General features: G+C 70.1%; 23 protein-coding genes. 20 read left to right on the plus strand and 3 right to left on the minus strand.

All coding sequences use genetic code 11. From position 1 onward, the window contains the following. Positions 1-44: 44 nt before the first annotated feature. From ACLQ2O_RS33035 to ACLQ2O_RS33080, 10 genes are all read left to right on the plus strand, one after another. The gene (locus ACLQ2O_RS33035; RefSeq protein WP_425839563.1) at positions 45-206 is read left to right on the plus strand and encodes a ribbon-helix-helix protein, CopG family; all 162 of its coding nucleotides are present in this window, start codon (positions 45-47) and stop codon (positions 204-206) included. Beyond that, on the plus strand, positions 203-850 hold the full coding sequence (locus tag ACLQ2O_RS33040) for a VOC family protein (RefSeq protein WP_425839566.1): 648 nt from the start codon (positions 203-205) through the stop codon (positions 848-850). The genes ACLQ2O_RS33035 and ACLQ2O_RS33040 overlap by 4 nt, the downstream gene beginning before the upstream one ends. Continuing rightward, entirely contained in the window at positions 847-1323 is a 477-nt protein-coding gene (locus ACLQ2O_RS33045; protein WP_425839569.1) for a GNAT family N-acetyltransferase, read from the plus strand. Before ACLQ2O_RS33040 ends, ACLQ2O_RS33045 begins: the two co-directional genes overlap by 4 nt. Beyond that, on the plus strand, positions 1313-2581 hold the full coding sequence (locus ACLQ2O_RS33050; RefSeq protein ID WP_425839572.1) for an MFS transporter: 1269 nt from the start codon (positions 1313-1315) through the stop codon (positions 2579-2581). The genes ACLQ2O_RS33045 and ACLQ2O_RS33050 overlap by 11 nt, the downstream gene beginning before the upstream one ends. A 48-nt stretch (positions 2582-2629) precedes the next feature. Continuing rightward, positions 2630-3454 carry a GNAT family N-acetyltransferase gene (locus tag ACLQ2O_RS33055; protein WP_425839575.1) on the plus strand — a complete coding sequence of 275 codons (825 nt, stop codon included), beginning with the start codon at positions 2630-2632 and terminating at the stop codon, positions 3452-3454. A gap of 82 nt (positions 3455-3536) precedes the next feature. Then, positions 3537-4859, plus strand: coding sequence for a M14 family zinc carboxypeptidase (locus tag ACLQ2O_RS33060; RefSeq protein ID WP_425839578.1), 1323 nt, complete (start codon positions 3537-3539; stop codon positions 4857-4859). Positions 4860-4901: 42 nt separating this feature from the next. After that, entirely contained in the window at positions 4902-5273 is a 372-nt protein-coding gene (locus ACLQ2O_RS33065; protein ID WP_425839581.1) for a DoxX family protein, read from the plus strand. 100 nt (positions 5274-5373) lie between these two features. Further along, positions 5374-7137, plus strand: a complete 1764-nt coding sequence (locus ACLQ2O_RS33070) for a proline--tRNA ligase (protein WP_425839583.1) — start codon at positions 5374-5376, stop codon at positions 7135-7137. A gap of 79 nt (positions 7138-7216) precedes the next feature. Continuing rightward, on the plus strand, positions 7217-7675 hold the full coding sequence (locus ACLQ2O_RS33075) for an HIT family protein (protein ID WP_425839586.1): 459 nt from the start codon (positions 7217-7219) through the stop codon (positions 7673-7675). 998 nt (positions 7676-8673) lie between these two features. Next, positions 8674-10032, plus strand: a complete 1359-nt coding sequence (locus ACLQ2O_RS33080) for an FAD-binding oxidoreductase (RefSeq protein ID WP_425839589.1) — start codon at positions 8674-8676, stop codon at positions 10030-10032. 101 nt (positions 10033-10133) lie between these two features. On the opposite strand, the gene ACLQ2O_RS33085 is transcribed toward ACLQ2O_RS33080, so the two are convergent. Both ACLQ2O_RS33085 and ACLQ2O_RS33090 read right to left on the minus strand, forming a co-directional pair. Then, positions 10134-11597 (minus strand): RNA polymerase sigma factor, encoded by a 1464-nt coding sequence (locus tag ACLQ2O_RS33085; protein WP_425839592.1) that lies wholly within the window; start codon positions 11595-11597, stop codon positions 10134-10136. A gap of 10 nt (positions 11598-11607) precedes the next feature. Then, positions 11608-11997 carry a YciI family protein gene (locus tag ACLQ2O_RS33090; RefSeq protein WP_425839595.1) on the minus strand — a complete coding sequence of 130 codons (390 nt, stop codon included), beginning with the start codon at positions 11995-11997 and terminating at the stop codon, positions 11608-11610. A gap of 134 nt (positions 11998-12131) precedes the next feature. Here ACLQ2O_RS33090 and ACLQ2O_RS33095 point away from each other — a divergent pair, with 134 nt between their 5' ends. From ACLQ2O_RS33095 to ACLQ2O_RS33115, 5 genes are all read left to right on the plus strand, one after another. Then, positions 12132-12905, plus strand: a complete 774-nt coding sequence (locus tag ACLQ2O_RS33095) for a sulfite exporter TauE/SafE family protein (protein WP_425839598.1) — start codon at positions 12132-12134, stop codon at positions 12903-12905. Positions 12906-13217: 312 nt separating this feature from the next. Then, positions 13218-13973, plus strand: coding sequence for a slipin family protein (locus ACLQ2O_RS33100; protein ID WP_425839601.1), 756 nt, complete (start codon positions 13218-13220; stop codon positions 13971-13973). Continuing rightward, the gene (locus tag ACLQ2O_RS33105) at positions 13970-14482 is read left to right on the plus strand and encodes a hypothetical protein (protein WP_425839603.1); all 513 of its coding nucleotides are present in this window, start codon (positions 13970-13972) and stop codon (positions 14480-14482) included. Before ACLQ2O_RS33100 ends, ACLQ2O_RS33105 begins: the two co-directional genes overlap by 4 nt. Before the next feature lie 2 nt (positions 14483-14484). Next, positions 14485-15231, plus strand: coding sequence for a class I SAM-dependent methyltransferase (locus tag ACLQ2O_RS33110; RefSeq protein WP_425839606.1), 747 nt, complete (start codon positions 14485-14487; stop codon positions 15229-15231). 69 nt (positions 15232-15300) lie between these two features. Beyond that, positions 15301-15807, plus strand: a complete 507-nt coding sequence (locus ACLQ2O_RS33115) for a hypothetical protein (RefSeq protein ID WP_425839608.1) — start codon at positions 15301-15303, stop codon at positions 15805-15807. Here the strand turns inward: ACLQ2O_RS33115 and ACLQ2O_RS33120 are convergent. Then, positions 15804-16922 (minus strand): cytochrome P450, encoded by a 1119-nt coding sequence (locus ACLQ2O_RS33120; protein WP_425839611.1) that lies wholly within the window; start codon positions 16920-16922, stop codon positions 15804-15806. The genes ACLQ2O_RS33115 and ACLQ2O_RS33120 overlap by 4 nt on opposite strands. A gap of 123 nt (positions 16923-17045) precedes the next feature. On the opposite strand from ACLQ2O_RS33120, the gene priA reads away from it, so the two are divergent. The 5 genes from priA (at position 17046) to ACLQ2O_RS33145 (ending at position 23831) form a co-directional block, all read left to right on the plus strand. After that, positions 17046-17783 carry a bifunctional 1-(5-phosphoribosyl)-5-((5-phosphoribosylamino)methylideneamino)imidazole-4-carboxamide isomerase/phosphoribosylanthranilate isomerase PriA gene (priA, locus tag ACLQ2O_RS33125; protein ID WP_425839614.1) on the plus strand — a complete coding sequence of 246 codons (738 nt, stop codon included), beginning with the start codon at positions 17046-17048 and terminating at the stop codon, positions 17781-17783. Beyond that, complete coding sequence (locus tag ACLQ2O_RS33130) at positions 17780-20083, plus strand: HAD-IB family hydrolase (protein WP_425839617.1); 2304 nt, start codon at positions 17780-17782, stop codon at positions 20081-20083. Before priA ends, ACLQ2O_RS33130 begins: the two co-directional genes overlap by 4 nt. Then, a complete protein-coding gene (locus ACLQ2O_RS33135) occupies positions 20080-21279 on the plus strand; it encodes a zinc-dependent alcohol dehydrogenase (RefSeq protein ID WP_425839620.1) in 1200 nt (399 codons plus the stop codon). Before ACLQ2O_RS33130 ends, ACLQ2O_RS33135 begins: the two co-directional genes overlap by 4 nt. Positions 21280-21345: 66 nt before the next feature. Next, positions 21346-22899: a lactate racemase domain-containing protein gene (locus ACLQ2O_RS33140; protein WP_425839623.1), complete on the plus strand. Its 1554-nt coding sequence runs from the start codon at positions 21346-21348 to the stop codon at positions 22897-22899. Then, positions 22899-23831 (plus strand): lysophospholipid acyltransferase family protein, encoded by a 933-nt coding sequence (locus ACLQ2O_RS33145; protein WP_425839625.1) that lies wholly within the window; start codon positions 22899-22901, stop codon positions 23829-23831. The genes ACLQ2O_RS33140 and ACLQ2O_RS33145 overlap by 1 nt, the downstream gene beginning before the upstream one ends. Positions 23832-24051 lie beyond the last annotated feature (220 nt).

A 24051-nucleotide genomic window follows, 5' to 3' on the forward strand; every position in this document is an offset into this window, starting at 1 on the left:
CGACGCCTAAATACGTAGCTTAGTAGCGTGCTAGCATCATATCCATGCCCGAAGACGCCAAGAAGGCGCAGTTCAACGTCTATCTGCCACCCGAGCTGATTCGCCGGGTGAAGCACAAGGCGATCGACGAGGGGGCCAGCCTGTCGGCGCTGGTCGAGCAGGCACTGGCGGAGTACCTGCACAAGCACGGGGAGGCGCGAGGATGAACGACGTGGTGATGCGGCCGCTGCGGTTCACGGCGGACGTCGGGGCGATGCGGGTGTTCCTGGAGACGCTCGGTCTGGTGCCTCACGTCGAGGGGGAGCGGGGTAGCTGGGTGGACCTGCTGGCCGGCAACGGGATGGTCGCGCTGCACGACGCGGCGTCGTCGGCGACGGGCGGGAAGCACGGCGACACCCGGCTGTCGTTCGAGGCCGACGACATCGAGCGGCTGAAGGACCGACTGGTTGCCGCGGGCCACGAGGACGCGACGACCTGGGACGAGGCCTACGGCCGGGCCCTGTCGGTCACCGCGCCCGGTGGTCTGGTGATCTGGATCGACGAACGCTCCGAGGACCTCTACGGCTACAAGCTCCACCAGACCCCGCCGGACCGCCGGCTGACGGTCGCTCCGCACCTGTCCGGAGCAGCGGAAGGAGAGTGGGCGGCGTTCCTGGAGTTCCTCGGAGTCCGGCAGCAGGTCACCTTCGGGCCGGCCGGCGACTTCGCCGTACGGCTCGAGCTCCGCACCACCGAGCCGCTCACCGCCGTCACCGCTCGCTTGCAGGCCGCCGGGTACGCCGCCGAACTCACCGGCACGACGATCACCATCACCGACCCCGACGGCCAGCCGGTCGAGGTGCACGGGTGATCGCCGTCCGCCCGGCGACCCTCGACGACGTCGATGCCGTCCGCGCGATCGGGCTGACCACCTGGCCGGTCGCGTACGACGGCCTCGCGTCGCCGGAGTTCATCGTCGACGGGCTGGCCGCGTGGTGGTCTCGCGAGGCGGTCGAGCGGGGAATCACGCGTGGGCTGACACTGGTCGCGACGAATCCTGCGGGGGAGGTCGTCGGCATGACCGGTCTCGGGCAGGAGGAGGGGTTCTGGGTGATGTGGAAGCTCTACGTGCTGCCTGATCATCAGGGCCGGGGGGTCGGTAAGGCGTTGCTCGACGCCGCGATCGGCGCGTTGCCGCAGGGGACGACCGCGCTGCTGCTCGACGTACTCGTGGACAACGAGCAGGCGATCGGCTTCTACGGTCGCAACGGCTTCGGACCGGCGGCGCGCACGCCGTCCAGGGATCTCGGCGCGGAGTTGATGTGGATGAGCCGTGCTCTCTGAGGACGTAGACCGTACGCCGGTCCGGCTGCGCGACGATCCGGACTTCCGGCGGTACTGGCTCGGCCGGATCCTGTCGACGGCCGGGTCGATGGTCACGGCCATCGCCTTGCCGGTGCTGGTCTACCGGCTGAGCGGATCGCCGTTGCTGACCGCCTTGGTGACCGCGCTCGAGGCGGCGCCGTACTTGCTGGCGGGCTTGTTCGCGGGCGCGTTGGCGGATCGGTGGAACCGCAAGAAGGTGATGGTCGCGGCGGACCTGGTCAACGCCGTGCTGATCAGTTCCGTGCCGATCGCTTACTGGCTTGACGCTCTGACGGTCGCGCAGGTGCTGGTCGTCGCGTTCCTGGTCCAGGGCGTCGCGACCTTCTTCGACGGCGCCAACTTCGGCGCGCTGCCGGTGCTGGTCGGACGGGCTCGGGTCGCGCAGGCGAACGCGGCCGTGTGGTCGGCGTCCAGCCTGGTCGAGCTGCTCGTACCGGCGTTGGCCGGACTCGCGCTCGCGGTGATGAACCCGGCGACCCTGCTCGCGCTCGACGCGTTGAGTTTCGCCGCGTCGGCGTTGGCGATCCGCGGCATCATCCGTGCGATGTCGGAGCAGCGCGCCGGGCGGGCACCGCTGCGGCCGCGCGTGGTCTTCGCCGACATCGCCGAGGGCGTCCGCTTCCTGGTGCGGCATCCCGGCGTCCGCACGATGACGATCGTCGGCAGCATCCAGTCCTTCGCCGGCGGCGGCTTCATGGCGTTGATGGTGGTCTGGACCGATCGCGTCCTGCACATCGGTACGTCGGGTCTGCGCTTCGGTCTCGTGTACGGCGCCTGGGGGATCGGCGCGCTCGCGGCCGCGACCGGTCTGCCGCGGCTGCTTCGCCGGATGCAACCCGCCGGGATCACGCTGTACGCGCTGCCGGCATCGGCCGCGCTCGGGGTGGTGACGCCGCTGATGCCGACCTGGCCGCTGGCCGCGATCGCCTTGCTGGTCTGGGGTTCAGCGTACGTGCTGGTGATCGTGAACTCGATCTCCTACCGCCAGCAGGTCACCCCGGAGCACTTGCTCGGCCGGGTCAACACGGCCGGCCGGATGCTGTCGTGGGGAGTCGGCTGGACACTCGGCTCGGTCGCCGGCGGTGTGCTCGGCAGCCACCTCGGTGTGCGCACCGGGATGCTGGTGCTCGGGGGCTTCGCCTTCACCGGCGTACTGGTCGCGTGGACCTCGCCCCTGCGTCGCCTGGCATCCGAGACCGGCCCGGTGCAAGCCTGAACCGACCCGCTACGCGCCAGAAGGCACACAATCGGCTAGGTTCTCCGCGTGGGCGTACGGGTTCTGGGTCCTCGTGACCTCTCAGCGGCGAGGGCCGTCATCGCTCGTGACCCTGTCGTGAACGTCTTCGTGGACAGCCTCGTGCAGGGCTCCGGGCTCGATCCGCGGCGCGGTGCCGAGGTCTGGGGGTACGTCGAGAAGGGCGTGCTCGAGTCGCTGTGCCATGCCGGCGGCAACATGGTCCCGGTCGGCGCCGGCGAGGCCGCGCTGCGTGCCTTCGCGGCGTACGCACTGCGCCGAGGACGCACGTGTTTCCAGATCCTCGGACCGGCCGTTGCGGTCGACCAGCTGTGGACGGCGCTCGAACCGCACTGGGGTCCGGCGCGCGAGATCCGCGGCGAGCAACCGTTCATGGTGATCGACGGACCGCCCGAGGTCGCCCCCGATCCGCTGGTACGCGCGGTCGAACCGGTCGACCTGGGCATCCTCTACCCGGCCTGCGTCGCGATGTACACCGAGGAGGTCGGCGTCCCGCCGCAGACCGGGCCGGACGGGACCTTCTACCGGTCGCGCGTCGCCGAGCTGATCCGCGCCGGGCGGGCGTTCGCGCGGATCGAGGACGGCAAGGTCGTGTTCAAGGCGGAGGTCGGATCGGTCGGGACCGGGGTCTGCCAGATCCAGGGCGTGTGGGTCGATCCGGAGCGCCGGGGTCAGGGCCTGGCCGCGCCCGGCATGGCTGCCGTGGTCGAGCTGGCCCGTCAGATCGCGCCGGTGGTGACGCTGTACGTGAACGCGTTCAACACACCCGCGCGGGCGGCGTACGAGCGGGTCGGCTTCCGGACCGTCGAGACCTTCGCGACCATCCTGTTCTGAGGCTGAGCGCTCGCTGTGATGGTACGGCGACCACGGGTGAGGTTTGCTGTTCCGAACCGCCCCGCCCCGCGGAAGGAACCCCATGCGGAAAATCGCTGTCCCCCTGGCCTGCCTGGCCCTCGCTGCCGCCGCCGTCGTCGTCGCCCCCTCGGGCACCGCGGCACCTCCCGTCGCAGCACCTGAACCGGCGTACTACTCCCTGAAGCTCCCGGCCGGTACGACGGTCGCCGGGCTGATCCGCGACGGCTACGACATCAGCCACGGCCACGGGTCCCGCCCGGTCGTCGTCGCCACCCCGGACGAGGTCGCGCGGTTGCGTGACCGGGGGATCGAGCTCGGCAAGATCGGTGACGTCTACCAGTCGCTCCCGCGCGGCGTCGATGCCGCGGGCACGTTCTACGGCGGCTACCACACGTCGACCGGGCACGAGGAGCACAACGCGGCCGTCGCCTCGGCACACCCGGACCTGGTGAAGCTGTACGACATCGGCGACTCGTGGAAGAAGACGAAGGGACAAGGCGGGCACGACATCCAGGCCCTGTGCATCAGCAAGCTCGCGGCCGGCGACTGCGCGCTGAGCAGCACGGGGAAGAAGCCGAAGTTCGTGATGCACGCGCAGATCCACGCGCGGGAGCTCTCGACGGGTGAGCTGGCGTACAAGTGGATCGACCTGCTGGTCTCGTCGTACGGCAAGGACGCGGCGATCACCTCGTTGATGGACACGCGTGAGCTGTGGGTCGTCCCGATGGCCAACCCGGACGGCGTCGACGTGGTCGCCTCCTCGCCGAACCGGCCGGTGATGCAGCGCAAGAACGTGAACAACACGACCGGCGGCTGCTCGGCGTCGACCGCCGGGATCGACCTGAACCGGAACTCGAACTTCCAGTGGGACGCCGACCAGGGCGCGCCCTGCGACGAGACCTACCCGGGGCCGAAGGCGGTCTCCGAGCCGGAGACGGTCGCGATCCAGGGCCTGCTGGGCAAGCTGTTCCGGGACACCAAGGGTGACGTCGGGTCGCCGGCCACGCCCGACACGACCGGGGTGTTCCTGACGTTGCACAGCTACGGGAACGACATCCTGGCGCCGTACGGGTACACCAACACGGCCGCGCCGAACCGGGCCGCGCTGGTTGCCCTTGGCAAGAAGATGGGCGCGTTCAACGGGTACCCGGTGACGACCGGGGACGGCGGGGTCGGGTACTTCGCGCCGGGGGCGACCGACGACTGGCTGTACGGGACGCGCGGTGTGCCGTCGTACACGTTCGAGGTCGGGGCCGGGTCGGGGGCGTGCAGCGGGTTCCTGCCGGCGTACTCGTGCATGGACTCGACCTTCTGGCCGAAGAACAAGAGCGCCTTCCTGTACGCCGCCAAGGCGGCGGCCACGCCGTACGGGACGCTGCCGTAGTGTGCTGCCACGGTTTTACTGGCAGGTAATAAGGTGGTGCCCATGAGTCGACGGAGCAGGAGCACCACGGGGCTGGCGGGCATGTTCGCGATGATGGGCGTGCTGCACTTCGTCCGGCCGAAGCCGTTCGAACGGATCGTCCCGAAGGCGTTGCCGGCCAAGAAGGAGCTGGTCTACGCCTCCGGAGTGGCCGAACTGGCCTGCGCCGCGGGGCTGCTCCACCCGCGGACGCGGCGGGCCGCCGGGCTGGCCAGCGCGGCGCTGCTGGCGGCCGTTTTCCCGGCCAACGTGCAGATGGCTGTCGACGTTCGGCGGAAGGGGTCCCCGCGGGCGCAGGCGATCGCGTTCGGGCGGTTGCCGCTGCAGATTCCGCTGATCCGGGCCGCGCTGAAGGCCTCACGCGAGGTGGGTTGAGCCGGCCCTGGGGATAACTGGTCGGCTCGGTGCGCCGAGGCGGATATCCTTTTGCACGTCCGAAGTTTGTCGTCCCGCTGGTTATTGCCTGGAGATTCCCGTGATTCTGCGTATGTCGTCGTTGTTCCTCCGAACCCTTCGCGAGGATCCGGCGGACGCGGAGGTCCCGAGCCACAAGCTGCTCGTCCGCGCCGGCTACATCCGCCGCGCCGCGCCCGGGATCTACACCTGGCTGCCGCTCGGCCTGCGGGTGCTGCGCAACGTCGAGAAGATCGTCCGCGACGAGATGAACGCGATCGGCGCGCAGGAACTGGTCTTCCCGTCGCTGCTGCCCCGTGAGCCCTACGAGGCGACCGGCCGCTGGACCGAGTACGGGCCGAACCTGTTCCGGCTGAAGGACCGCAAGGGCGCCGACATGCTGCTCGGGCCGACGCACGAGGAGATGTTCACCCTGGTGGTGAAGGACCTCTACTCGTCGTACAAGGACCTGCCGCTGTCGATCTACCAGATCCAGAACAAGTACCGCGACGAGGCGCGGCCGCGGGCCGGCGTGCTGCGCGGGCGTGAGTTCGTGATGAAGGACTCCTACTCCTTCGACATCGACCAGGCCGGGCTGCAGGCGTCGTACGAGCTGCACCGCAAGGCCTACATCGCGATCTTCGACCGGCTCGGCTTCGACTACGTGATCGTGCAGGCGATGTCCGGCGCGATGGGCGGGTCGGCCTCGGAGGAGTTCCTGGCGATCGCGGAGAACGGTGAGGACACCTTCGTCCGCACCGCCGGTGGTTACGCGGCGAACGTCGAGGCCGTCGTCGTGCCGCAGACCGCTCCCGTGGACTTCTCGGCCGTGCCGGCGTCCGAGGTGGTCGACACCCCGGACACGCCGACCATCGACTCGCTGGTCGACGCGCTGAACGCGAAGCACGCCCGCACCGACGGCCGGGAGTGGACGGCCGCCGACACGTTGAAGAACGTGCTGGTGATGCTGCTGCACCCGGACGGGACGCGCGAGCCGCTGGCGATCGGCGTACCGGGTGACCGGGCGATCGACGAGAAGCGCCTCGGCGCGCAGGTCGAGCCGGCTGAGGTGGTCGCGTTCGACGACGCCGACTTCGTCAAGAACCCGGCGCTGGCCAAGGGCTACATCGGCCCGGGCGTGCTCGGCAAGGAGAACAGCTCCGGCATCCGGTACCTGCTCGACCCGCGGGTCGGCGAGGGCTCGGCCTGGGTGACCGGCGCGGACAAGACCGGCTTCCACGTGGTCAACCTGGTGCACGGCCGCGACTTCACCGCCGACGGCACGATCCAGGCCGCCGAGGTGCGCGACGGTGACGAGGCGCCGGACGGTTCGGGTCCGCTGTCGGCCGCGCGCGGCATCGAGATGGGACACATCTTCCAGCTCGGCCAGAAGTACGCCGAGGCGCTCGACCTCAAGGTGCTCGACCAGAACGGCAAGCTCGTCACGGTCACGATGGGCTCGTACGGCGTCGGCGTCACCCGCGCCGTGGCCGCGATCGCCGAGGGCAACCACGACGAGATCGGCCTGATCTGGCCCCGCGAGATCGCCCCGGCCGACGTCCACCTGGTCGCCACCGGCAAGGACTCCGAGGTCTTCACCAAGGCCGCCGAGATCGCCGCGGCGCTGGAGGCGCAGGGACTCACGGTCCTGTACGACGACCGCGAGAAGGTGTCGCCGGGCGTGAAGTTCAAGGACGCCGAACTGCTCGGCGTCCCCACCATCGCCGTGGTCGGCAAGGGCCTCGCCGATGGCACCATCGAGGTCAAGGACCGCCGCTCCGGCGACCGCAGCGACGTACCGGTCGACGAGGTCGTCGCCCACCTGGTCGAGGCAGTCCGCAGCTAGCTGGTTGATGTGCGTCAGAGGCCCCTCGCTGAATGTCAGCGGGGGGCTTCTGCGTTTTCCCCGGAAGGGAGTGGACGACATGGAACCCGTCGGCCGGAATCTCCGGCATCCCCAAGAGCCAAGGCGCGACCAAGCCTGCACCTTCTGCGGCATCGCCGCCGGTCTTCTACCGGGCCGGGTGTTGTACGAGGACGAGTCAGCGATCGCGTTCCTCGACATTCGCCCGCTGCGCCGCGGACACACGCTGGTCGTCCCACGCTTGCACGTCGCCGACCTCGCCGCCGACAAAGCCCCCGAGGCAGTCGCCGCTGTCGCTGGCGCCCTGCACGAGACAACGCGGCTCCTCACCACGCGCCTACCAGCCGAAGGAATCAGCCTCCTCCAGGCCAACGGCGCCGCGGCGGGGCAGGAGGTCTTCCACCTGCACTTCCACCTGATCCCCCGGTGGACGGGTGATCGTCCGCTGAACGACTGGACCCAGGCCCCAGAGGCCGGCGCGGCACTGGACGAACTGCATCAGCAGCTGATCTCCACCTGAGCCACGGGCCGCCCAGCTCCTCCGGAGCCACGGGTCGCTCAGCTTCACCTGAGCCACGGGCCGCTCAGCTTCACCTGAGCCAGGAGCAGCTCAGCTCCACCTGGGCCAAGAGCGGCGCACCTCCTCGGAGCCACGGGCTGCGCAGCTCCGAGGAACTACCGGCTGCGCAGCTCTTCGGAGCGACGGCCGCGCACCTCCTTCGGAGCGACGGCCAGCTCGCCTCCTCCGGAGGTGAGCTGGGTTGCCCGATCGTGCCGGGTCCGGGAATGCGGCGACCTGCGGGTTGGACATCGTTCTGCGTGCGGCAGATTCGCAGCTGGCCAGACAGGCCGGTGCTCGGAGTGCGGCTGGACCGCCGGACGCCGATCACGCGGTGTGGTGCCTCGGCATGCGAGCCAGGCTGCGGTCGCCGACCGTGCGATGTGGGCCGACGGCGTGAGTCGCGGGCTCCCGCGGTTGCACCTCGACGGCAGCGTCGCCCGGTCCCGCCGGAGCCCTGGGCTTGGGACGCAGTACGGCCGGGGCGCAGAGCAATCGGGGTACGGGCGAGTCAGCAGCTCGCCGGATAGGCGTGGTGGGAGGAGGTCTTTGGTCCCACGCTGGGCAGGCGGCCGCCGCTGGACGACTTGAACCCGGAGCCGGCGCGGCGCTCGACGACCTGCACCAGCAGCTTCACCTCCGCCTGTGCCGCGGGCCGCTCAGCTCCGCCTGTGCTGCGGGCCGCTCACCTCCTTCCGGAGCCACGAGCAGCTCAGCCTCTCCTGAGTGGAGCGCCCATGGTTCACGTCGCGCTGCCCGGGGAGGCCCGGGTTTCCAGTGACGCCATTCACCTGATGGGTTGCAGTTCGGCCCAGAGCGCCCGTCGTCGCGGAAGCGCCTCCTGCGAACAGCTTTCCAGAAGTTTCTTCGGGGTTGATGTCGAGGATCGGGTGGTCGCTGCGATCAGGGGGTGTGGCGCCTGCGAGGGGTGCGCGGTGGAAGGGAATGGGTGGAACGAGATGACGGGAAGTTCTGTGGTGCGGGCCGGGATCGATGGGCTGCGGGCGGTGGTGAAGGGTGAGGTGCTCGTCGCGGGTGATGCGGCGTACCAGGTGGTGAGTCGGACGCTCAACGTGGTGGGGCGGCCGGCGGTGGTGGTGCGGTGTGCTGGGGCTGAGGACATCGCGGCGGCGCTGCGGTACGCGGGTGAGTATCGGTTGCCGGTGGCGGTACGGAGTGGGGGGCATCATCCTGCGGGGTTCGGGACCAACGACGGGGGAGTGGTGATCGACGTTGGGCTTCTCGATGAGGTGACGGTGCTGCCGGGTGGCGACGGGCGGGTGGTTCGGGTCGGGACCGGGGCGACTTGGGGGCGGGTTGCGGGGGAGCTGGCTGGTGCTGGGCTGGCGATTTCGTCCGGGGACACGGCGGGGGTCGGAGTCGGCGGGTTGCTTGGCGGGGGTGGGATCGGGTGGATGGTGCGGCGGCTCGGGTTGGCGCTCGACAGTGTGGTTGCGGCTGAGGTGGTGACTGCGGACGGTGTGGCTCGGCGGCTGGATGCGGTGAACGAGCCGGAGCTGTTCTGGGGTGTTCGGGGGGCCGCGGGGAGCTTGGGGGTTGTCACGTCGTACGACGTGGTGGCGGATCGGCAGCCGACGGTGCTGTTCGGGAATCTGTTGTTTCCTTGGACGCAGCTCGAGCAGGTGCTGACGGGGTGGGCCGCGTACATGGCGGACGCGCCGGTGGAGTTGTCCTCGTCGGTGCAGTTGCCGCCGACGATGGTGGCTGATCGGCAGGCGCCGATCGCTGTGATGGTGTGTGTTTCGGGGGAGCTCGGGGATGCTGGGCGGCTGCTCGCGCCGTTGCGTTCGCTCGGTACGTTGCTGACCGACACCGTCACGGAGGTCCCGTACGGCGACATCCTGACGACCGAGCAGATGCCGCCGGGGTGGACGCCGCGGATGCGGAACGGGCTGTTCGAGCGGTGGGTGCCTGAGCTGGTCGAGCAGTTGGCCGATGCGCGGCGGCGGATGCCGGCGATGGCGGTGGACGTGCGGGCGCTCGGAGGTGCGTACGGCGCGGTTGCTCCGGAGGCGACGGCGTTCGCGCATCGTGAGGCGGGCTTCATGGTGAACGGGGTGCTGCTCGGGTCGACCGAGCTGCACGGTGGTCAGATCGACGAGTTCGAAGAGCTCTGGGCGGCGTTGGCGCCGGAGGCGGCGTACGGGAACTTCCTGTCGCACCCGACGGCGGGAGATCTCGATCGGTGCTTCCCGAAGGCGCACCGGGATCGGCTCGCGGCGTTGAAGGATCGGTTCGATCCGACGGGGGTGTTCGGTACGGCGCTGACTGTTCCGCCGACCGAACACGTCGCCTGACTGGCCCGTTGGTGCACGACTGACGCGATGTATCGCGGCAGCCGTCAAACAACGCGGCAGTCGACACCCGTTCGGTGGGTGTGGGGCGGGGGTAGGGCTGTTCAGTGGGTGAGGCGGTCTCGGAGGTAGTTCTGCTCGGCGGTGTTGCGGGTGCGGGCGAGCGCGGCCTCGTACAGGGCGCGCGCTGCGTCATACCGGCCGGCGAGTTCGTGGAGGTGGGCGAGGACCGACAGGCGGCGGTGGTGGTCGCCGAGGTGGCGGTCGTCGGCGAGGGCGTCGACGATCGCGATCCCGGCATCCGGGCCGTCGGTCATCGCCACCGCCACGGCCTGGCCCAGCCGCACCATCGGACCTGGGTCGATCTCGGCGAGGATCCGGTAGAGACCGGCGATCTGCTCCCAGTCGGTCGACTCGACCGAGTCGGCTTCGCTGTGGACGGCGGCGATCGCGGCTTCCAGTTGGTACGGGCCTACGCGGCCGGACTGCAACGTTGTTTCGATGAGCCTGGTGCCCTCGGTGATCTCCTCGTGGTGCCAGCGCGTGCGGTCCTGGCGGTCGGCCGGCACGAGATCGCCACCGGGACCGGTCCGGGCGGCGCGGCGGGCGTGGGTGAGGATCATCAAGGCGAGCAGCCCGGAGACCTCGCCGGTTGGTGCTGCGGGGTGGGGGGCCGGGCCGGCCTTGGTGGGGAGGTGTTGGGTCGGGTCCGCCTTGGCGGGGAGGTGTTGGGCCGGGCTCGCCCCTGCGGGGAGGTGTTGGGCCGGGCTCGCCCCTGCGGGGAAGTGCTGGGCAGGTCCAGCCACGGCGGGGAGCTGGGTCGGGTTCGCACCCGCCCGATGACGCTGCGCGTGGGGCTCGACGGACTGGTGCAGCATCCGTGTGATGCGCAGCGCCTCGACGGCGAGGTCCAGGCGCTGCAGGGTGTCGCCGGAGCTGGCGGTGTGGCCCTCGTTGAAGATCAGGTAGAGGACCTGCAGTACGGCGCGCAGGCGTTTGTCGTACTGGTCGTCGGTGGGGAGCTCGAAGCGGGCGCCGGCGTCCTTGATCAGGCGTTTGGCGCGACTGATGCGCTGGGCAACGGTCGCCTCGGGGACGAGGAGCGCGGCGGCGACCTCGGTGGTGGTCAGGCCGCCGACCGAGCGCAGGGTCAGGGCGATCTGCGACGCCGGGGTGAGCGACGGGTGGCAGCAGAGGATCAGCAGGCGCAGGGTGTCGTCGGTGTCTTCTGCGGGGTCCGGGTCGACCGGAGTGCGCAAGAAGTCGGTCACCTCGCGCTGACGGCGGGCGTTGTCGCGGCGCCAGCCGTCCATCAGCCGGCGAGTGGCGACGCTGATCAACCAACCAACCGGTTGTTCGGGTACGCCGTTCTCACGCCACTGCGCGGCCGCCGCAAGCAGCGCTTCCTGGACCGCGTCCTCGCACTGGTCGAACACGCCGTACCGCCGGACCAGCGTCGCCAACGCCTTCGGCGCACCAGCCCGGATCGCCGCGTCGAGCTCCCCGTCGGGCGTCGCATCGCCCCGGGTGCCGGGCCCCGCCTCGTCCGGACGCTCGTCGGGGCTCACGGTGGCAGGATCACTCGCCCGCGTTGAGCTGGGCGAGATCCTCCACGTCGAGATCCCGCACGGGGCGGACCTCGATGCGCTGGACGGCGGAGTACGGGACCTCGGCGGCGATCTCGAGGGCTCGCTCCAGCGAGACGCAGTCGACGACCAGGGCGCCGGCGAGGAACTCCTTGGTCTCCAGGAACGGGCGGTCGGAGATCACCGGCGTACCGGCGACGGTCTGCACCGTCTTCGACTCCGACGGCAGCTCCAGGGCGAGGACCTGCACCAGTTCGCCCGAGGAGCGCAGGCGGCCGATGCGGTCGACGAGGTCGTCGCCGCCGATCAGCGCGCGGCGCTGCTCGGGGGTCAGGCCGTCCAGCGCCTCGGGGTTGTTGTGGATCAGCAGCAAGAACTTCACCGCACCATTGTCGCGAGCCCGGCGGTTCACGTCCGCTGAATTACCCGCCCGGACGTGGGGTCGATCACGTAAGGGTTCACCGGTACTACGTCCTGACCCGATCATGGAAGGCGTGAGTGCACTCCGGGGGCGTCGTGCCTGATATCTCCGTCTGGACCATCGTGTTCCTGGTGGTCGCGGCCTTCTCGGCCGGGTGGATCGACGCGGTCGTCGGCGGTGGCGGGCTGATCCAGTTGCCCGCGATGCTGCTCGGGCTGCCGAACGCGTCCCCGGCGCAGATCCTGTCGACGAACAAGATCTCGTCCTTGTGCGGTACGGCGACCAGCGCGGTCACGTTCGGCGTGAAGGTCCGCCCCGACCGGCGGACGGTGATCCCGCTGGCGATCCTGGCCGGGATCGGCGCGGCCGGCGGGGCGCTGGTGGCGACGAAGATCCCGATGAGCTGGTTCAAGCCGATCGTGCTCGTGCTGCTGATCGGCGTCGCGATCTACACCGCGCTGAAGCCGTCGCTCGGCGCCCGGACGGCGCTGCGGTGGGACGGCCGCACCCACTACGTCGCCGCCGGCGCGGTCGGCCTGCTGATCGGCTTCTACGACGGCGCGGTCGGCCCCGGCACCGGTTCGTTCCTGATCTTCGCGCTGGTCGGTCTGCTCGGCTACAACTTCCTCCGGGCCAGCGCGAAGGCGAAGATCGCGAACGTCGCCACGAACCTCGGCGCGATCGCCGTCTTCGCCGCCCACGGCGCCCCGCTGTGGGGCCTCGGCCTGACGATGGGCGCGGCCAACATGGTCGGCGGCCTGCTCGGAGCCCGTACGGCGGTCGCCCGCGGCAGCAGGTTCGTCCGGATCATCTTCCTGGTCGTGGTCAGCGCCCTGATCCTCCGCCTCGGCTACGACATCTTTGCCTGAAGCAACCAAACCCACGGCAGGCAATGCGTTTGCCCAAGGCCCCCGCCTGCCGCCACACTGAACAGGCACCGCCGGATCAGCAGCGGAACCGGAGATCTCCGGAGCCGTTCTGCGCGTTGTACCCCGGCAGCCGCTTTGCAACGGACCAAGAGATCTGTCCCGGGTTCACGCTGTCCCGGCCAACGCTCTGCAGGCCCGGCTGCTCGTCACGAGCCGGTACCTCCGCCGCGGTCCGGGGTGACCCCGGGGCAGATCGTCCACCGCAACGGCCCACCGAGCAGCAGACCGACGACCGGCGAGAGGAAGTGGACGATGACGAAGATCACCGTGCAGACGCACGAGCAGGTTCTGGTGTACCGGGACGGCGTCTTCGAGTCCCAGCTCGAGCCCGGCCGGCACCCCCTCCGTCAGGTCCGCCGGACCCGGCAGGAGCGGATCGACCGGCGCATCCGGCAGCTGTCGGTCTCCGGGCAGGAGATCTTCACCGCGGATGGCGTGACCGTGCGCGTCACCGCCGTCGCCCGCTGGACGGTGACCGACGCGCGCGCCTTCGTCGAGCGCGCCGAGAACCCCGAGGACCTGCTGCACGTCGCCCTGCAGCTGGAGATCCGGGACGCCATCGGCCGTCACGAGCTGGACGAGCTGCTCCGCTCCGAAGGCCGCGACGCCGTCGCAGCCGCGCTCGCGGGAGCGGCTGCGGCGCAGGCGGATGCCGCGGCCGCGGCGCTCGTCCCTGCGAACGCGCCCGAGCAAGGTGCGAGCGCGCCCGGCAGCCTCCGGGCAACAGCAGCCGAGTTCGGGATCACCATCCTCGACGTCGCCGTCCGCGACCTCGGCGTCATCGGTGAACTGCGCACCGCCCTCGCCGAGACCGCGATCGAACGTCAGCGTGGCCGCGCAGCTCTCGAACGCGCCCGCGGCGAAGCGGCGGCGCTGCGCTCCATGGCCAACTCGGCCAAGCTGCTCGACGACCACCCGGCGCTCGCCGCGCTGCGCCTGGTGCAGGTCGCGGCCGAGTCCGGCGCCACCGTCGTACTGACTCCGGATGGTCTACCGTCTCGGGCATGAAGGTCCTGTACGACGGCCCGGTGCACGTCTCCTACTTCCAGATCTACGTGATGTCCGGCGGGACGTTCGCGAGCGATCCGGCGGAGTCGAACCAGGGCCAGGCCAACGGGCTGTGCGGTGCCGCGTTGCCGGGAACCCTGTTCCTGACGACCGGCCTGCACACCGGCCGGACCCACTTCACCGTCGAGCTGCACGCCGAGCAGCCGCCCGTCGACGCCACGTGGGAGGAGGTCGTCGAGGCGGCTTTCCGCCCGGCCGAGGAGGAGATCGCGCTGGTCGAGTGGGCGGGCGAGGCGGTCCACCTCCTCGAGCTGCCGGTCGACGACTACCGCGTCCGGTACTGCGCGACCGGAATGGACGCGGCCGCGGAGGCCGACACGGTGAAGGACGACGAGCCGCCGATCGACCGCTACCTGCTGCAGTTCTGGCCGGCCGCGCCACAACCGGACGCGATCCTCGAGCAGACCGCCGAGGTCGCCGAGTACTGGCACCACGCCTGGAAGGACTAGCCATGGTCGACTACAACGACCGCCTGCACAGTGTGTACGCCGCCGGCCGGGCCATCGGCCAGGAGACGCTCGACGCCTGGATGCGCGCGTACGCCGAAGTCGCGCCCCCCGAGCGCCCGCTGACGGTCCTCGATCTCGGCTCGGGGACCGGCCGCTTCACCGGCGCGCTGGCCGAGACGTTCGGCGGACCGGCGTACGGCGTGGAGCCGTCGGCGCGGATGCGCGAGCAGGCGCCGCCGCATCCCGGCGTGACCTACCTCGAAGGATCCGCCGAGGCGATCCCGCTCCCGGACGCCTCCTGCGACCTGGCACTGCTGTTCCTGTCCTTTCATCACTTCACCGACCAGCAGCAGGCGTTCCACGAATTGCGCCGCGTGATCACACCAGGCGGGGTCGTCCTGCTGCGAAGCCAGTTCGCCGACCGGATGCCGGACCTGCCCTGGTACCCGTACTTCCCGTCGGCCCCGGCGGTCGACGCCGCGATGTACCGGACGGTCGAGGACACCGAGCGCATGGCCCGCGCCGCGAACCTGATCCCCGACCAACAAGTGCGCCTGATCGAAGCTGAGCAGCCGCGCAGCCTCAAGACCCTGTACGAGCGGGTCAGCACGCGAGCCCTCTCGACGTTCGAGCACCTGCCCGCCGACGAGATGGAGGCCGGCTTCGAGCAGTTCCGCCGCGACGCCGCGGCCGATCCCGACCGGGAGACGCCGGCGGTCCCGGCGTCCTTGATGGTGCTCCGGGCCTGAAGGTTGGCCGGTCTGCCCCTTCGTGCAGACCCTCTACTGAGTGCCCGTCCGCCGACCTAGGGTCGCGACATGACGACGATCTTCGACGGGCGGATGCGCCTGTCCTTCGGCCAGATCTACCTGATGACCGGTGGGGTCGGCTGGCCCGACTTCGACGACTCCCGCCGGGGGCAGGTCAACGGTCTGCTCGGCGCGGCCCAGTCCGGCCGGCTGCTGCTGACGACGGGCCTGCACACCGGCGAGGTCGGTCTGCGGGTCGAGCGGCTGGACGCGGAACCCGCGCTGGACGATCAGTGGGAGGAGATCGTCGAGGTCTCCTTCGCGCCCGCCGGTACGGCGTTGCTGCTGCACGGCCTGGACTCGAGCCAGGTCGTGAAGACCGAGCTGCCGGTGGTGAGCTACCGAGCTCGCTACTGCGCCGCCGACATGGACAAGGGCAAGGAGGTCGACGTGGTCAGCGCCGACGAGCCGGTCGTCGACCGTTACCTGCTCCAGCTGTGGCCCGCCGGCCCGGCGCCTGACGTGATCCGCAAGCAGACCTCAGCGACGGCGTCGTACTGGCACCAAGAGCACTAGACATCCCAATGCACCTTCACGGCTGAAGGCTTCCGGAAGACCAGGCCGCGCGGGGGAGGAGAGGAAGGCGCGAGCCGCAGCCCGGGCAACGCCAGAGCGGCCCTCAGCGCGGTGAGCGCTTCGAGCCGGGCCAGGTGCATACCGAGGCAGATGTGCGGACCACTGGCCCACGCCAGATGCCGCCGGGCGTTCGTACGCCGTACGTCGAAGTCGTCCGGTGAGGCAAACACCGACGGATCGCGACCGGCGCCCGCCAGCGACACGATGACCAGGTCACCACGACGGAGCGAGCAGCCGGCGAGCTCGACGTCCTGCGTCGCGTACCGGTCGACGACGGCAGCCGCGGGCTCCAGTCGCAGCGACTCCTCCAGCGCGTTGGGCAGCAGCGATGGATCGGCCAGCACCAGCTCGAGCTGCGACCGATGAGTCAGCAGGTGCCACAGGCAGTTCGTGATCATGCCCTCGGTGGTCTCGATCCCGCCGAACATCAGCACCGCCGCGTTCGCCACCACTTCGTCCACGCCCAGGCCCGCGTGCGCCGCCTCGGCGACCAGCGAGTCCGACGACCCGATGCCTGAGGCAACGTGCGCGTGCAGCCGTCCGAACGCCTCGGCGCCCGCTGCCGTCACCTGCCGTCCGGCCGCGACGCCGGTCACCGAGTCCGAGATCACCTCGTACCAGCCGAGCACCGTCGAAGCGGAGGCCGGCGGCAACCCGAGCGAGTAGGCAACGACCGCCACCGACAGCGGCCCGGCCAGCGCCCGCCGCAGGTCCGCGGCGCCGTCCGCGGCGAAAGCCTCGACCAGCGACGAAACGGTCTCGGTGACCGGTTCGGTGAACCGGGCGCGAGTCTCCGCCAGCCCGAAAGCGTGCTCGAACGGCGCGCGGTGCGCCGAGTGCGCCGTACCGTCCAGCGACAGCATCGAGGGTCCGACGACCTGCGCGGTCGAGAACCGCGGATCGTCCACGGTGAACGTCTCGGGATCCCGCAGCACGCGCACCGCGAGCTCGCGCCCGCTCACGACCCACCCGTCGAGCGCGTCCACCCAACCCACCGGCCGCACGGCTGCCAACGCCGCGTGCGGGGACTCTTCCAACTCCGCCAAAGTGACCATCACCGACGATGCTACGAGGCAGACCACAAGCCCCACTGGTATTGCTGAGACAGATCGGATCTCAACGACTCAGCGGGGCAGTGGGTTACGAAACCAGAACCTTGGGCATCTAGGGTGTGGGCCATGTCTGAGAACCTGGTGCTGCTGCCTGCCGTCGACGTGGCGGACGGGCAAGCGGTGCGGCTGGTGCAGGGAGAGGCCGGCAGCGAGACCTCGTACGGCGATCCGCTGGCCGCCGCGATGGCGTGGCAGGAGGCCGGAGCCGACTGGATCCACCTGGTCGATCTCGACGCCGCGTTCGGGCGCGGCAGCAACCGTGAGCTGCTCGCCGACGTCACCGGCAAGCTCGACGTCCAGGTGGAGCTGTCCGGCGGGATCCGCGACGACGAGTCGCTGGAGGCCGCCCTCGCGACCGGCGCCCGCCGGGTCAACATCGGGACCGCGGCGCTGGAAGACCCGGAGTGGTGCGACCGCATCATCAACCAGTACGGCGACCGCGTCGCGATCGGCCTGGACGTCCGCGGCCGGACCCTTGCGGCGCGTGGCTGGACCAAGGAGGGCGGCGACCTCTACGAGGTGCTCGACCGCCTGGAGAAGGCCGGCTGCGAGCGGTACGTCGTCACCGACGTGACCAAGGACGGCATGCTCCAGGGCCCGAACCTGGAGCTCTACCGCGACCTGTGCGCGCGCACGGACAAGCCGATCGTCGCCTCCGGCGGCGTCTCCAGCCTGGACGACCTGAAAGCACTGAGCACGCTCGTGAAGGACGGCGTCGAGGGCGTCATCGTCGGCAAGGCCCTGTACGCCGGCGCCTTCACCCTGACCGAGGCACTCGAACTCACCCGTGGAGGCGACAAGTGAGGCTTGCCGACAAGCTGGACGGCAAGAAGGTCCTGGTCACCGGTGTGACCGGGTTCGTCGGTGAGGCACTGCTGCACCGCATGATCGGTGAGCTGCCGGGCACGACGGTGGTCGCGATCATCCGGCCGAAGGGCTCGCTCAAGGGCACCGACCGGATGGCCCAGCTGCTGAAGAAGGACATCTTCAAGCCGTTCTACGGCGAGGGCACCCCGTACGCCGACGCCGAGGCGCTGTCCGCGGCCCGGGTCCAGGTCGTCGAGGGCGACCTGTCCGACGTACCGGAGCTGCCGACCGATCTCGACATCGTCGTGCACTGCGCCGGCGACGTCAGCTTCGACCCGCCGATCCACGAGGCGTTCACCACCAACGTGCTCGGCACCAAGAGCCTGCTCGAGCGGATCGACCAGAGCCGGGCCGTCGACGGCCACTCGGTCCACTACGTGCACATCTCCACGGCGTACACCGCAGGCCGTCGTCGCGGCGCGATCCCGGAGGCCCCGGTCGAGCACACCGTCGACTGGCGCAGCGAGGCCGCGGCCGGGATGGAGATGAAGTCCCGGATCGAGGGCATGTCGCGCTCGGCCGCGATGCTGACCAAGTTCCGCAAGGACTCCGAGAAGCTGCACCGCCGCGCCGGTCACCTGACCGCGGCCGCCGACACCGAGCGCCGCCGCAACGAATGGGTTGCGAAGAAGCTCGTCGAGACCGGCACCGAGCGGGCCCGCAGTCTCGGCTGGACCGACTGCTACACCTTCACCAAGGCGCTCGGCGAGCGCGTGGTCGAGGAGTTCGCGGCCAAGTTCCCGACCTCGATCGTCCGGCCGGCCATCATCGAGTCCGCGGTGCAGAGCCCGCACCCGGGCTGGATCGAGGGCTTCAAGATGGCCGAGCCGCTGATCCTGGCCTACGGCCGCGGCGAGCTGCCGGAGTTCCCGGCCAGCCCGGACTCCGTCGTCGAGATCATCCCGGTCGACCACGTGGTCGGCGCGATCTGCGCGGTGATGGCGACCGAGCCCGAGCTGAGCAAGCCGGAGTACTACCACGTCAGCTCCGGCGCCCGGAACCCGCTGACCTTCGAGCAGCTGTACGCCGGTGTGCGTGCCTACTTCTCCAAGCACCCGTTCGACCTGGGCGAGCGCGGCGCGGTCCGGCTGCCGGTCTGGAAGTTCCCGGGCGGCGACTCGGTCGAGAGCATGCTGCGGTACGGCGAGAAGGCGCACACGATCGCCGACCGAATCATCACCACGGTTCCGCGCAGTGAGCGGGTCCGCAAGTACGCGCGCGAGCTCGACGTACAGAAGCGCCGCCTCGACTTCCTGCGCCGCTACATGGACCTGTACTCCGAGTACGCGCAGGCCGAGCTGCAGTTCATCGACGACAACGTGCTCGCCCTGCACAACGCGCTCGAGGGCGACGACCAGGAGAGGTTCGCCTGCGACACCTCGGTCGTCGACTGGCAGTACTACCTGCAGGAGCTGCACTGCCCGAGCGTGACGGAGTCGATGCGCCGGCTGGACGTCGTGCGGAAGAAGCGCAACAAGACGCTGGCCGAGAACGCCGGGGTCCTGAAGAAGGTCCAGCCGTCGGAGGACGCCGAGATCATCGCGGCCTTCGACATGGACGGCACGCTGCTGTCGTCGAACGTGATCGAGACCTACCTGTGGATGCGGCTGCCCGAGCTGGACAGCCACCAGCGGGTCGGTGAGCTCGGCGCGATGCTGCGCAAGCTGCCGAAGCTGATCTCGGCCGAGCGCAAGGACCGCGGCACGTTCCTGCGGACCATCTACCGCCGGTACGAGGGCGCCGACCTCGAAGAGCTCAACCGGATCGTCGACGAGGTGCTGGCCGAGCACGTGCTCGAGCGGCTCAGCGGCGACGCCGTACGGCGGATCCGCGAGCACCGCGCGGCCGGCCACAAGACGATCCTGATCACCGGCGCGATCCGGCCGCTGACCCGCCCGCTGGCGCCGCTGTTCGACGAGATCGTCGCGGCCGAGCTGGCCGTCGACGACCGCGGCCGCTGCACCGGGTACCTGTCCGGCCCGCCGCTGGTCGGCGAGTCCCGGGCGGCCTGGATCAAGCACCGCGCCCGCGGCACGAACATCGACCTGTCCAGGTCCTACGCCTACGCCGACAGCCACTCGGACCTGCCGATGCTGGCCGCGGTCGGCAACCCGGTCGCCGTCTCGCCGGACGTCTCGCTGTTCCGGGCTGCCCGGGCCGCGCGCTGGCAGATCGTCGACTGGAAGACACCCACCACTTCGTCGCGTCTGGAGATCCCTGGGGTGAACGCTCGATGATGCTCGCTCTGGAGATGTACCGCTCTCCGGCCAAGTACCTGGCCGCCAAGGCGGTCGGCAGCCGGATCCCCGGTGTGCTCACCGGCCCGGCCGCGCCGCTGCGCCTCGTCACGATCAACGAACCGAAGTCCGACCGCGACGGCTGGGCCCGGATCCGGCCGATCCTGTCCGGCATCTGCGGCTCCGACCTCGGCATGGTCACCGGCCACACCAAGCTGTACTTCTCGGCGCTGGTGTCGATGCCGTTCGTGCCCGGTCACGAGGTCGTCGGCGAGCTGCTCGAAGACTGCGAGGACCTGCCCAAGGGCACCCGGGTGGTGATGGACTCCGTCCTGACCTGTGCTGCCCGCGGGGTCGAGCCCTGCGAGAGCTGCGTCACGGGTCGCACCAACCGCTGCGACCGGATCACCGTCGGCCACGTCGCGCCGGGTCTGCAGACCGGCTTCTGCCAGGACACCGGCGGTGGCTGGGGCAACGTGATGGTCGCCCACCGCAGCCAGCTGTACGCCGTACCGGAGGGTCTGTCGGACGAGCGCGCCGTACTGGTCGAGCCCCTGGCGGGTGCGGTCCACACCGCGCTGCGCGCCAAGGTCGAGCCGGGGCAGTCGGTCCTGGTCAGCGGAGCCGGAGCGGTCGGACTGTTCGCGACCCTCGCGCTGCGCGAGCTGACGCAGGCCGGCCGGATCACGGTCGTCGCCAAGCACCCCAAGCAGCGTGAGCTGGCGAAGGCGTTCGGCGCGAGCGACGTGGTCGCTCCCGACGAGGTCTTCCGCGGCGTCCGCCGGGCGACCGGCGCGTTCCGGCTCAAGCCGGAACTGAACGCCAAGGAATTCCTGCTCGGCGGCGTCGACATCGCCGTGGACGCGGTCGGCAGCAAGGACTCGATCGACACCGTGCTGCGGGTCACCAAGGCCGGTGGCCGGGTGGTCCTGGCCGGGATGCCGTCGACGGGTGCGGACCTGTCGCCGGTGTGGTTCCGCGAGCTGGAGCTGACCGGCACGTACGCGTCCTCGCGGGAGGAGCCGAACGACCGGCCCGCCTTCGAGACCGCGCTGGAGATCGCCGCGAAGGCGCCGCTGGACGGTGTGGTCGGGGCTCGTTATCCGCTCTACCGGTGGCGTGAGGCGCTGGACCACGCGCAGTCCGCCGGACGCTTGGGCACCGTGAAGGTGGCCTTCGATGTGAGGGCCTCATGACGGCTCCGCTGCTGAACGTACGACGAGAGAGGTTCTGACATGTCTCGGCCAGGGTTTGTGCTTGAGGTGGACGACCGGACGCCGCCGCTGCTCGTGCACAACGGTGAGGGCTTCCTGCTGGAGCGGTTCCCGCTCGGCACCCGGGTGGTGTACCCGCCGGAGGCGCTGCCGCCGGTGCGCGACGTCGAGGAAGCGATCCAGAACGCGCTGCTCCACCCGCTGGAGTCCGAGCCGCTGCCGGAGCTGCTGCGGCCGGGGATGCGGCTGACGATCGCCTTCGACGACATCTCGCTGCCGCTGCCGCCGATGAAGAAGCCCGACATCCGCCAGCGCATCATCGAGGCCGTGCTGACGCTGGCCGCCGACGCCGGCGTCGACGACGTCGAGCTGATCTCGGCCAACGCGCTGCACCGCCGGCTCACCCCGAACGAGCTGCGCGACATCGTCGGCGAGCGGGTCTTCCGGTCGTTCTTCCCCGACGGCAAGCTCTACAACTTCGACGCCGAGGACACCGACAACCTGACCCACCTGGGGCAGACCAAGCACGGTGAGGACGTCGAGATCTCCAAGCGGGCGGCCGAGTCCGACCTGCTGGTCTACGTGAACGTGAACCTGGTGGCGATGGACGGCGGCCACAAGTCGACGTCGATCGGGCTGGCGTCGTACAAGTCGCTGAAGCACCACCACAACAGCCACACGATGATCCACTCGCGGTCGTTCATGGACCACAAGGCCTCGAAGATGCACCACTCGGCCTGGCGGATGGGCGAGATCCTCACCGAGCACGTCAAGGTCTTCCAGATCGAGACCACGCTGAACAACGACATCTTCGGCGGCCCGCTGGAGTTCCTGCAGAAGCGCGAGTGGGAGTGGTCGATCAAGGACCAGGCCTCGATGCTCGGCGCCAAGCGCGGCCTCGCGCTCGCCCCGAGCAAGGCGCGGCGCAAGATCTTCCAGGACGTCCGGGCCAACTACGGGCTGACCGGGATCCACGCCGGCAAGATCGAGCCGGTGCACGAGAAGACGATCGAGAACGTGCACAAGCAGCACCTGGTCGAGGTGCAGGGCCAGTCCGACGTCGCGATCATGGGCGTGCCGTTCGTCGGCCCGTACAACGTGAACTCGGTGATGAACCCGATCCTGGCCGCCTGCATGGGGCTCGGCTACTACTTCAACTCCTACCGGGGCAACCCGATCGTCCGCAAGGACGGCGCGGTGATCCTGTACCACCCGGTCGACTACGAGTTCAGCCAGCTGCACCACCCGTCGTACGTGGACTTCTTCGAGGAGGTGCTGTCGGAGTCGACCGACCCGGCCACCATCGAGGCGAAGTTCGAGAAGCAGTACGCCGAGGACCCGTGGTACATCCACCTGTACCGGACGTCGTACGCCTACCACGGCGTGCACCCGTTCTACATGTGGTACTGGATCAGCCACGCCCTGGACCACTGCGGCGACATCGTCTGGGTCGGCGCGAACCGCAAGACCGTGGAGCGGATGGGCTTCCGGTCCGCCTCGACGCTGCAGGACGCGCTGGAGATGGTCAGCCACTCGGTCGGCCGGTCGCCGTCGATCACCTACCTGCACAACCCGCCGCACCTGCTCGCGGACGTCCGCTGATGGGGACGAACCTGGTGAAGTTCGGCCGGGACACCGCCCGCGACGTCAAGCAGGTCGCGCGCGGCTGGCGGTGGGGCCGGCGCACGCAGGTCCCACGCTCGGCCGAGCCGTACGTCGTCCCGAAGGAGTCCACGGTCTTCCCGACCAGGTGGGCCCGGAGGCCGGCGGCGATCGCGGTCCGCGAGGTGCTGCAGAAGGGCGCGCTCAACTCGGTCCTGCGGTTCGAGGTGAACCCGCAGGTCAGCGGGCTGGACTCGTTGCGCAAGCTGGACGGCCCGGCGCTGATCGTGGCCAACCACTCGTCGCACCTGGACACCCCACTGGTGCTCTGCACGCTGCCCGACGCGATGCGCCGCAAGACGGCCGTCGCGGCGGCCGCGGACTACTTCTTCGACACCTGGTGGCGGGCGACCGCGTCGGCGATCGTGTTCAACACGTTCCCGATCGAGCGCCGCGGCGGCAAGCTCAGCGCGACCCCGGGCGACCTGCTCGCCGACGGGTGGAACGTGGTCGTCTTCCCCGAGGGCACCCGCTCGCCGGACGGCTGGATGGAGCGCTTCCGGATGGGCGCGGCCTACCTGGCCGTCGAGCACAACGTGCCGATCATCCCGGTCGGCATCAAGGGCTCGTTCGCCGCGATGCCGCGCGGCCGCGGCTGGCCGGTCCCGGGGCGCCCGACGGTCGCCGTACGGTACGGCGACCCGCTGCACGCCAAGGACGGGGAGAGCGCGCGCGAGTTCGCGCCGCGGATCTCCGCCGCCGTGTCGGCGCTGCTCGACGAGGAGTCGACCACCTGGTACGAGGCCCGCCGCCGGGTCGCCGCCGGTGCTTCGCCGTCGCAGTCCGGCCCGGACGCCGCGCGCTGGCGCCGGGTGTGGGAGTCCACGACTCCCATCAAGACCCCGGCGGGCAAACGCCGCGCCTGGAAGTAGCACCTGTGGGGCGCGGCCATCCTGGCGGTAAGGGCTGACACGGGTCGACGTCCCCGAGAGGGGGCGCCGAGAAGGCCAGGAAGTAGACCCCGGTCATCCGCCGCGTCTCGAAGTGCGACGACCTGTACCACTGACCAACCGAGCGCGGAGCACCCGATACCGGGTGTTCCGCGCTCGTCGTCTGTGGTTCGGGGCCGGTTGGTCAGTGGTGGGCGTTGGT

It is taken from the genome of Kribbella sp. DT2 (assembly GCF_049844575.1).
In the GTDB taxonomy this organism is placed as follows: Bacteria; Actinomycetota; Actinomycetes; order Propionibacteriales; family Kribbellaceae; genus Kribbella.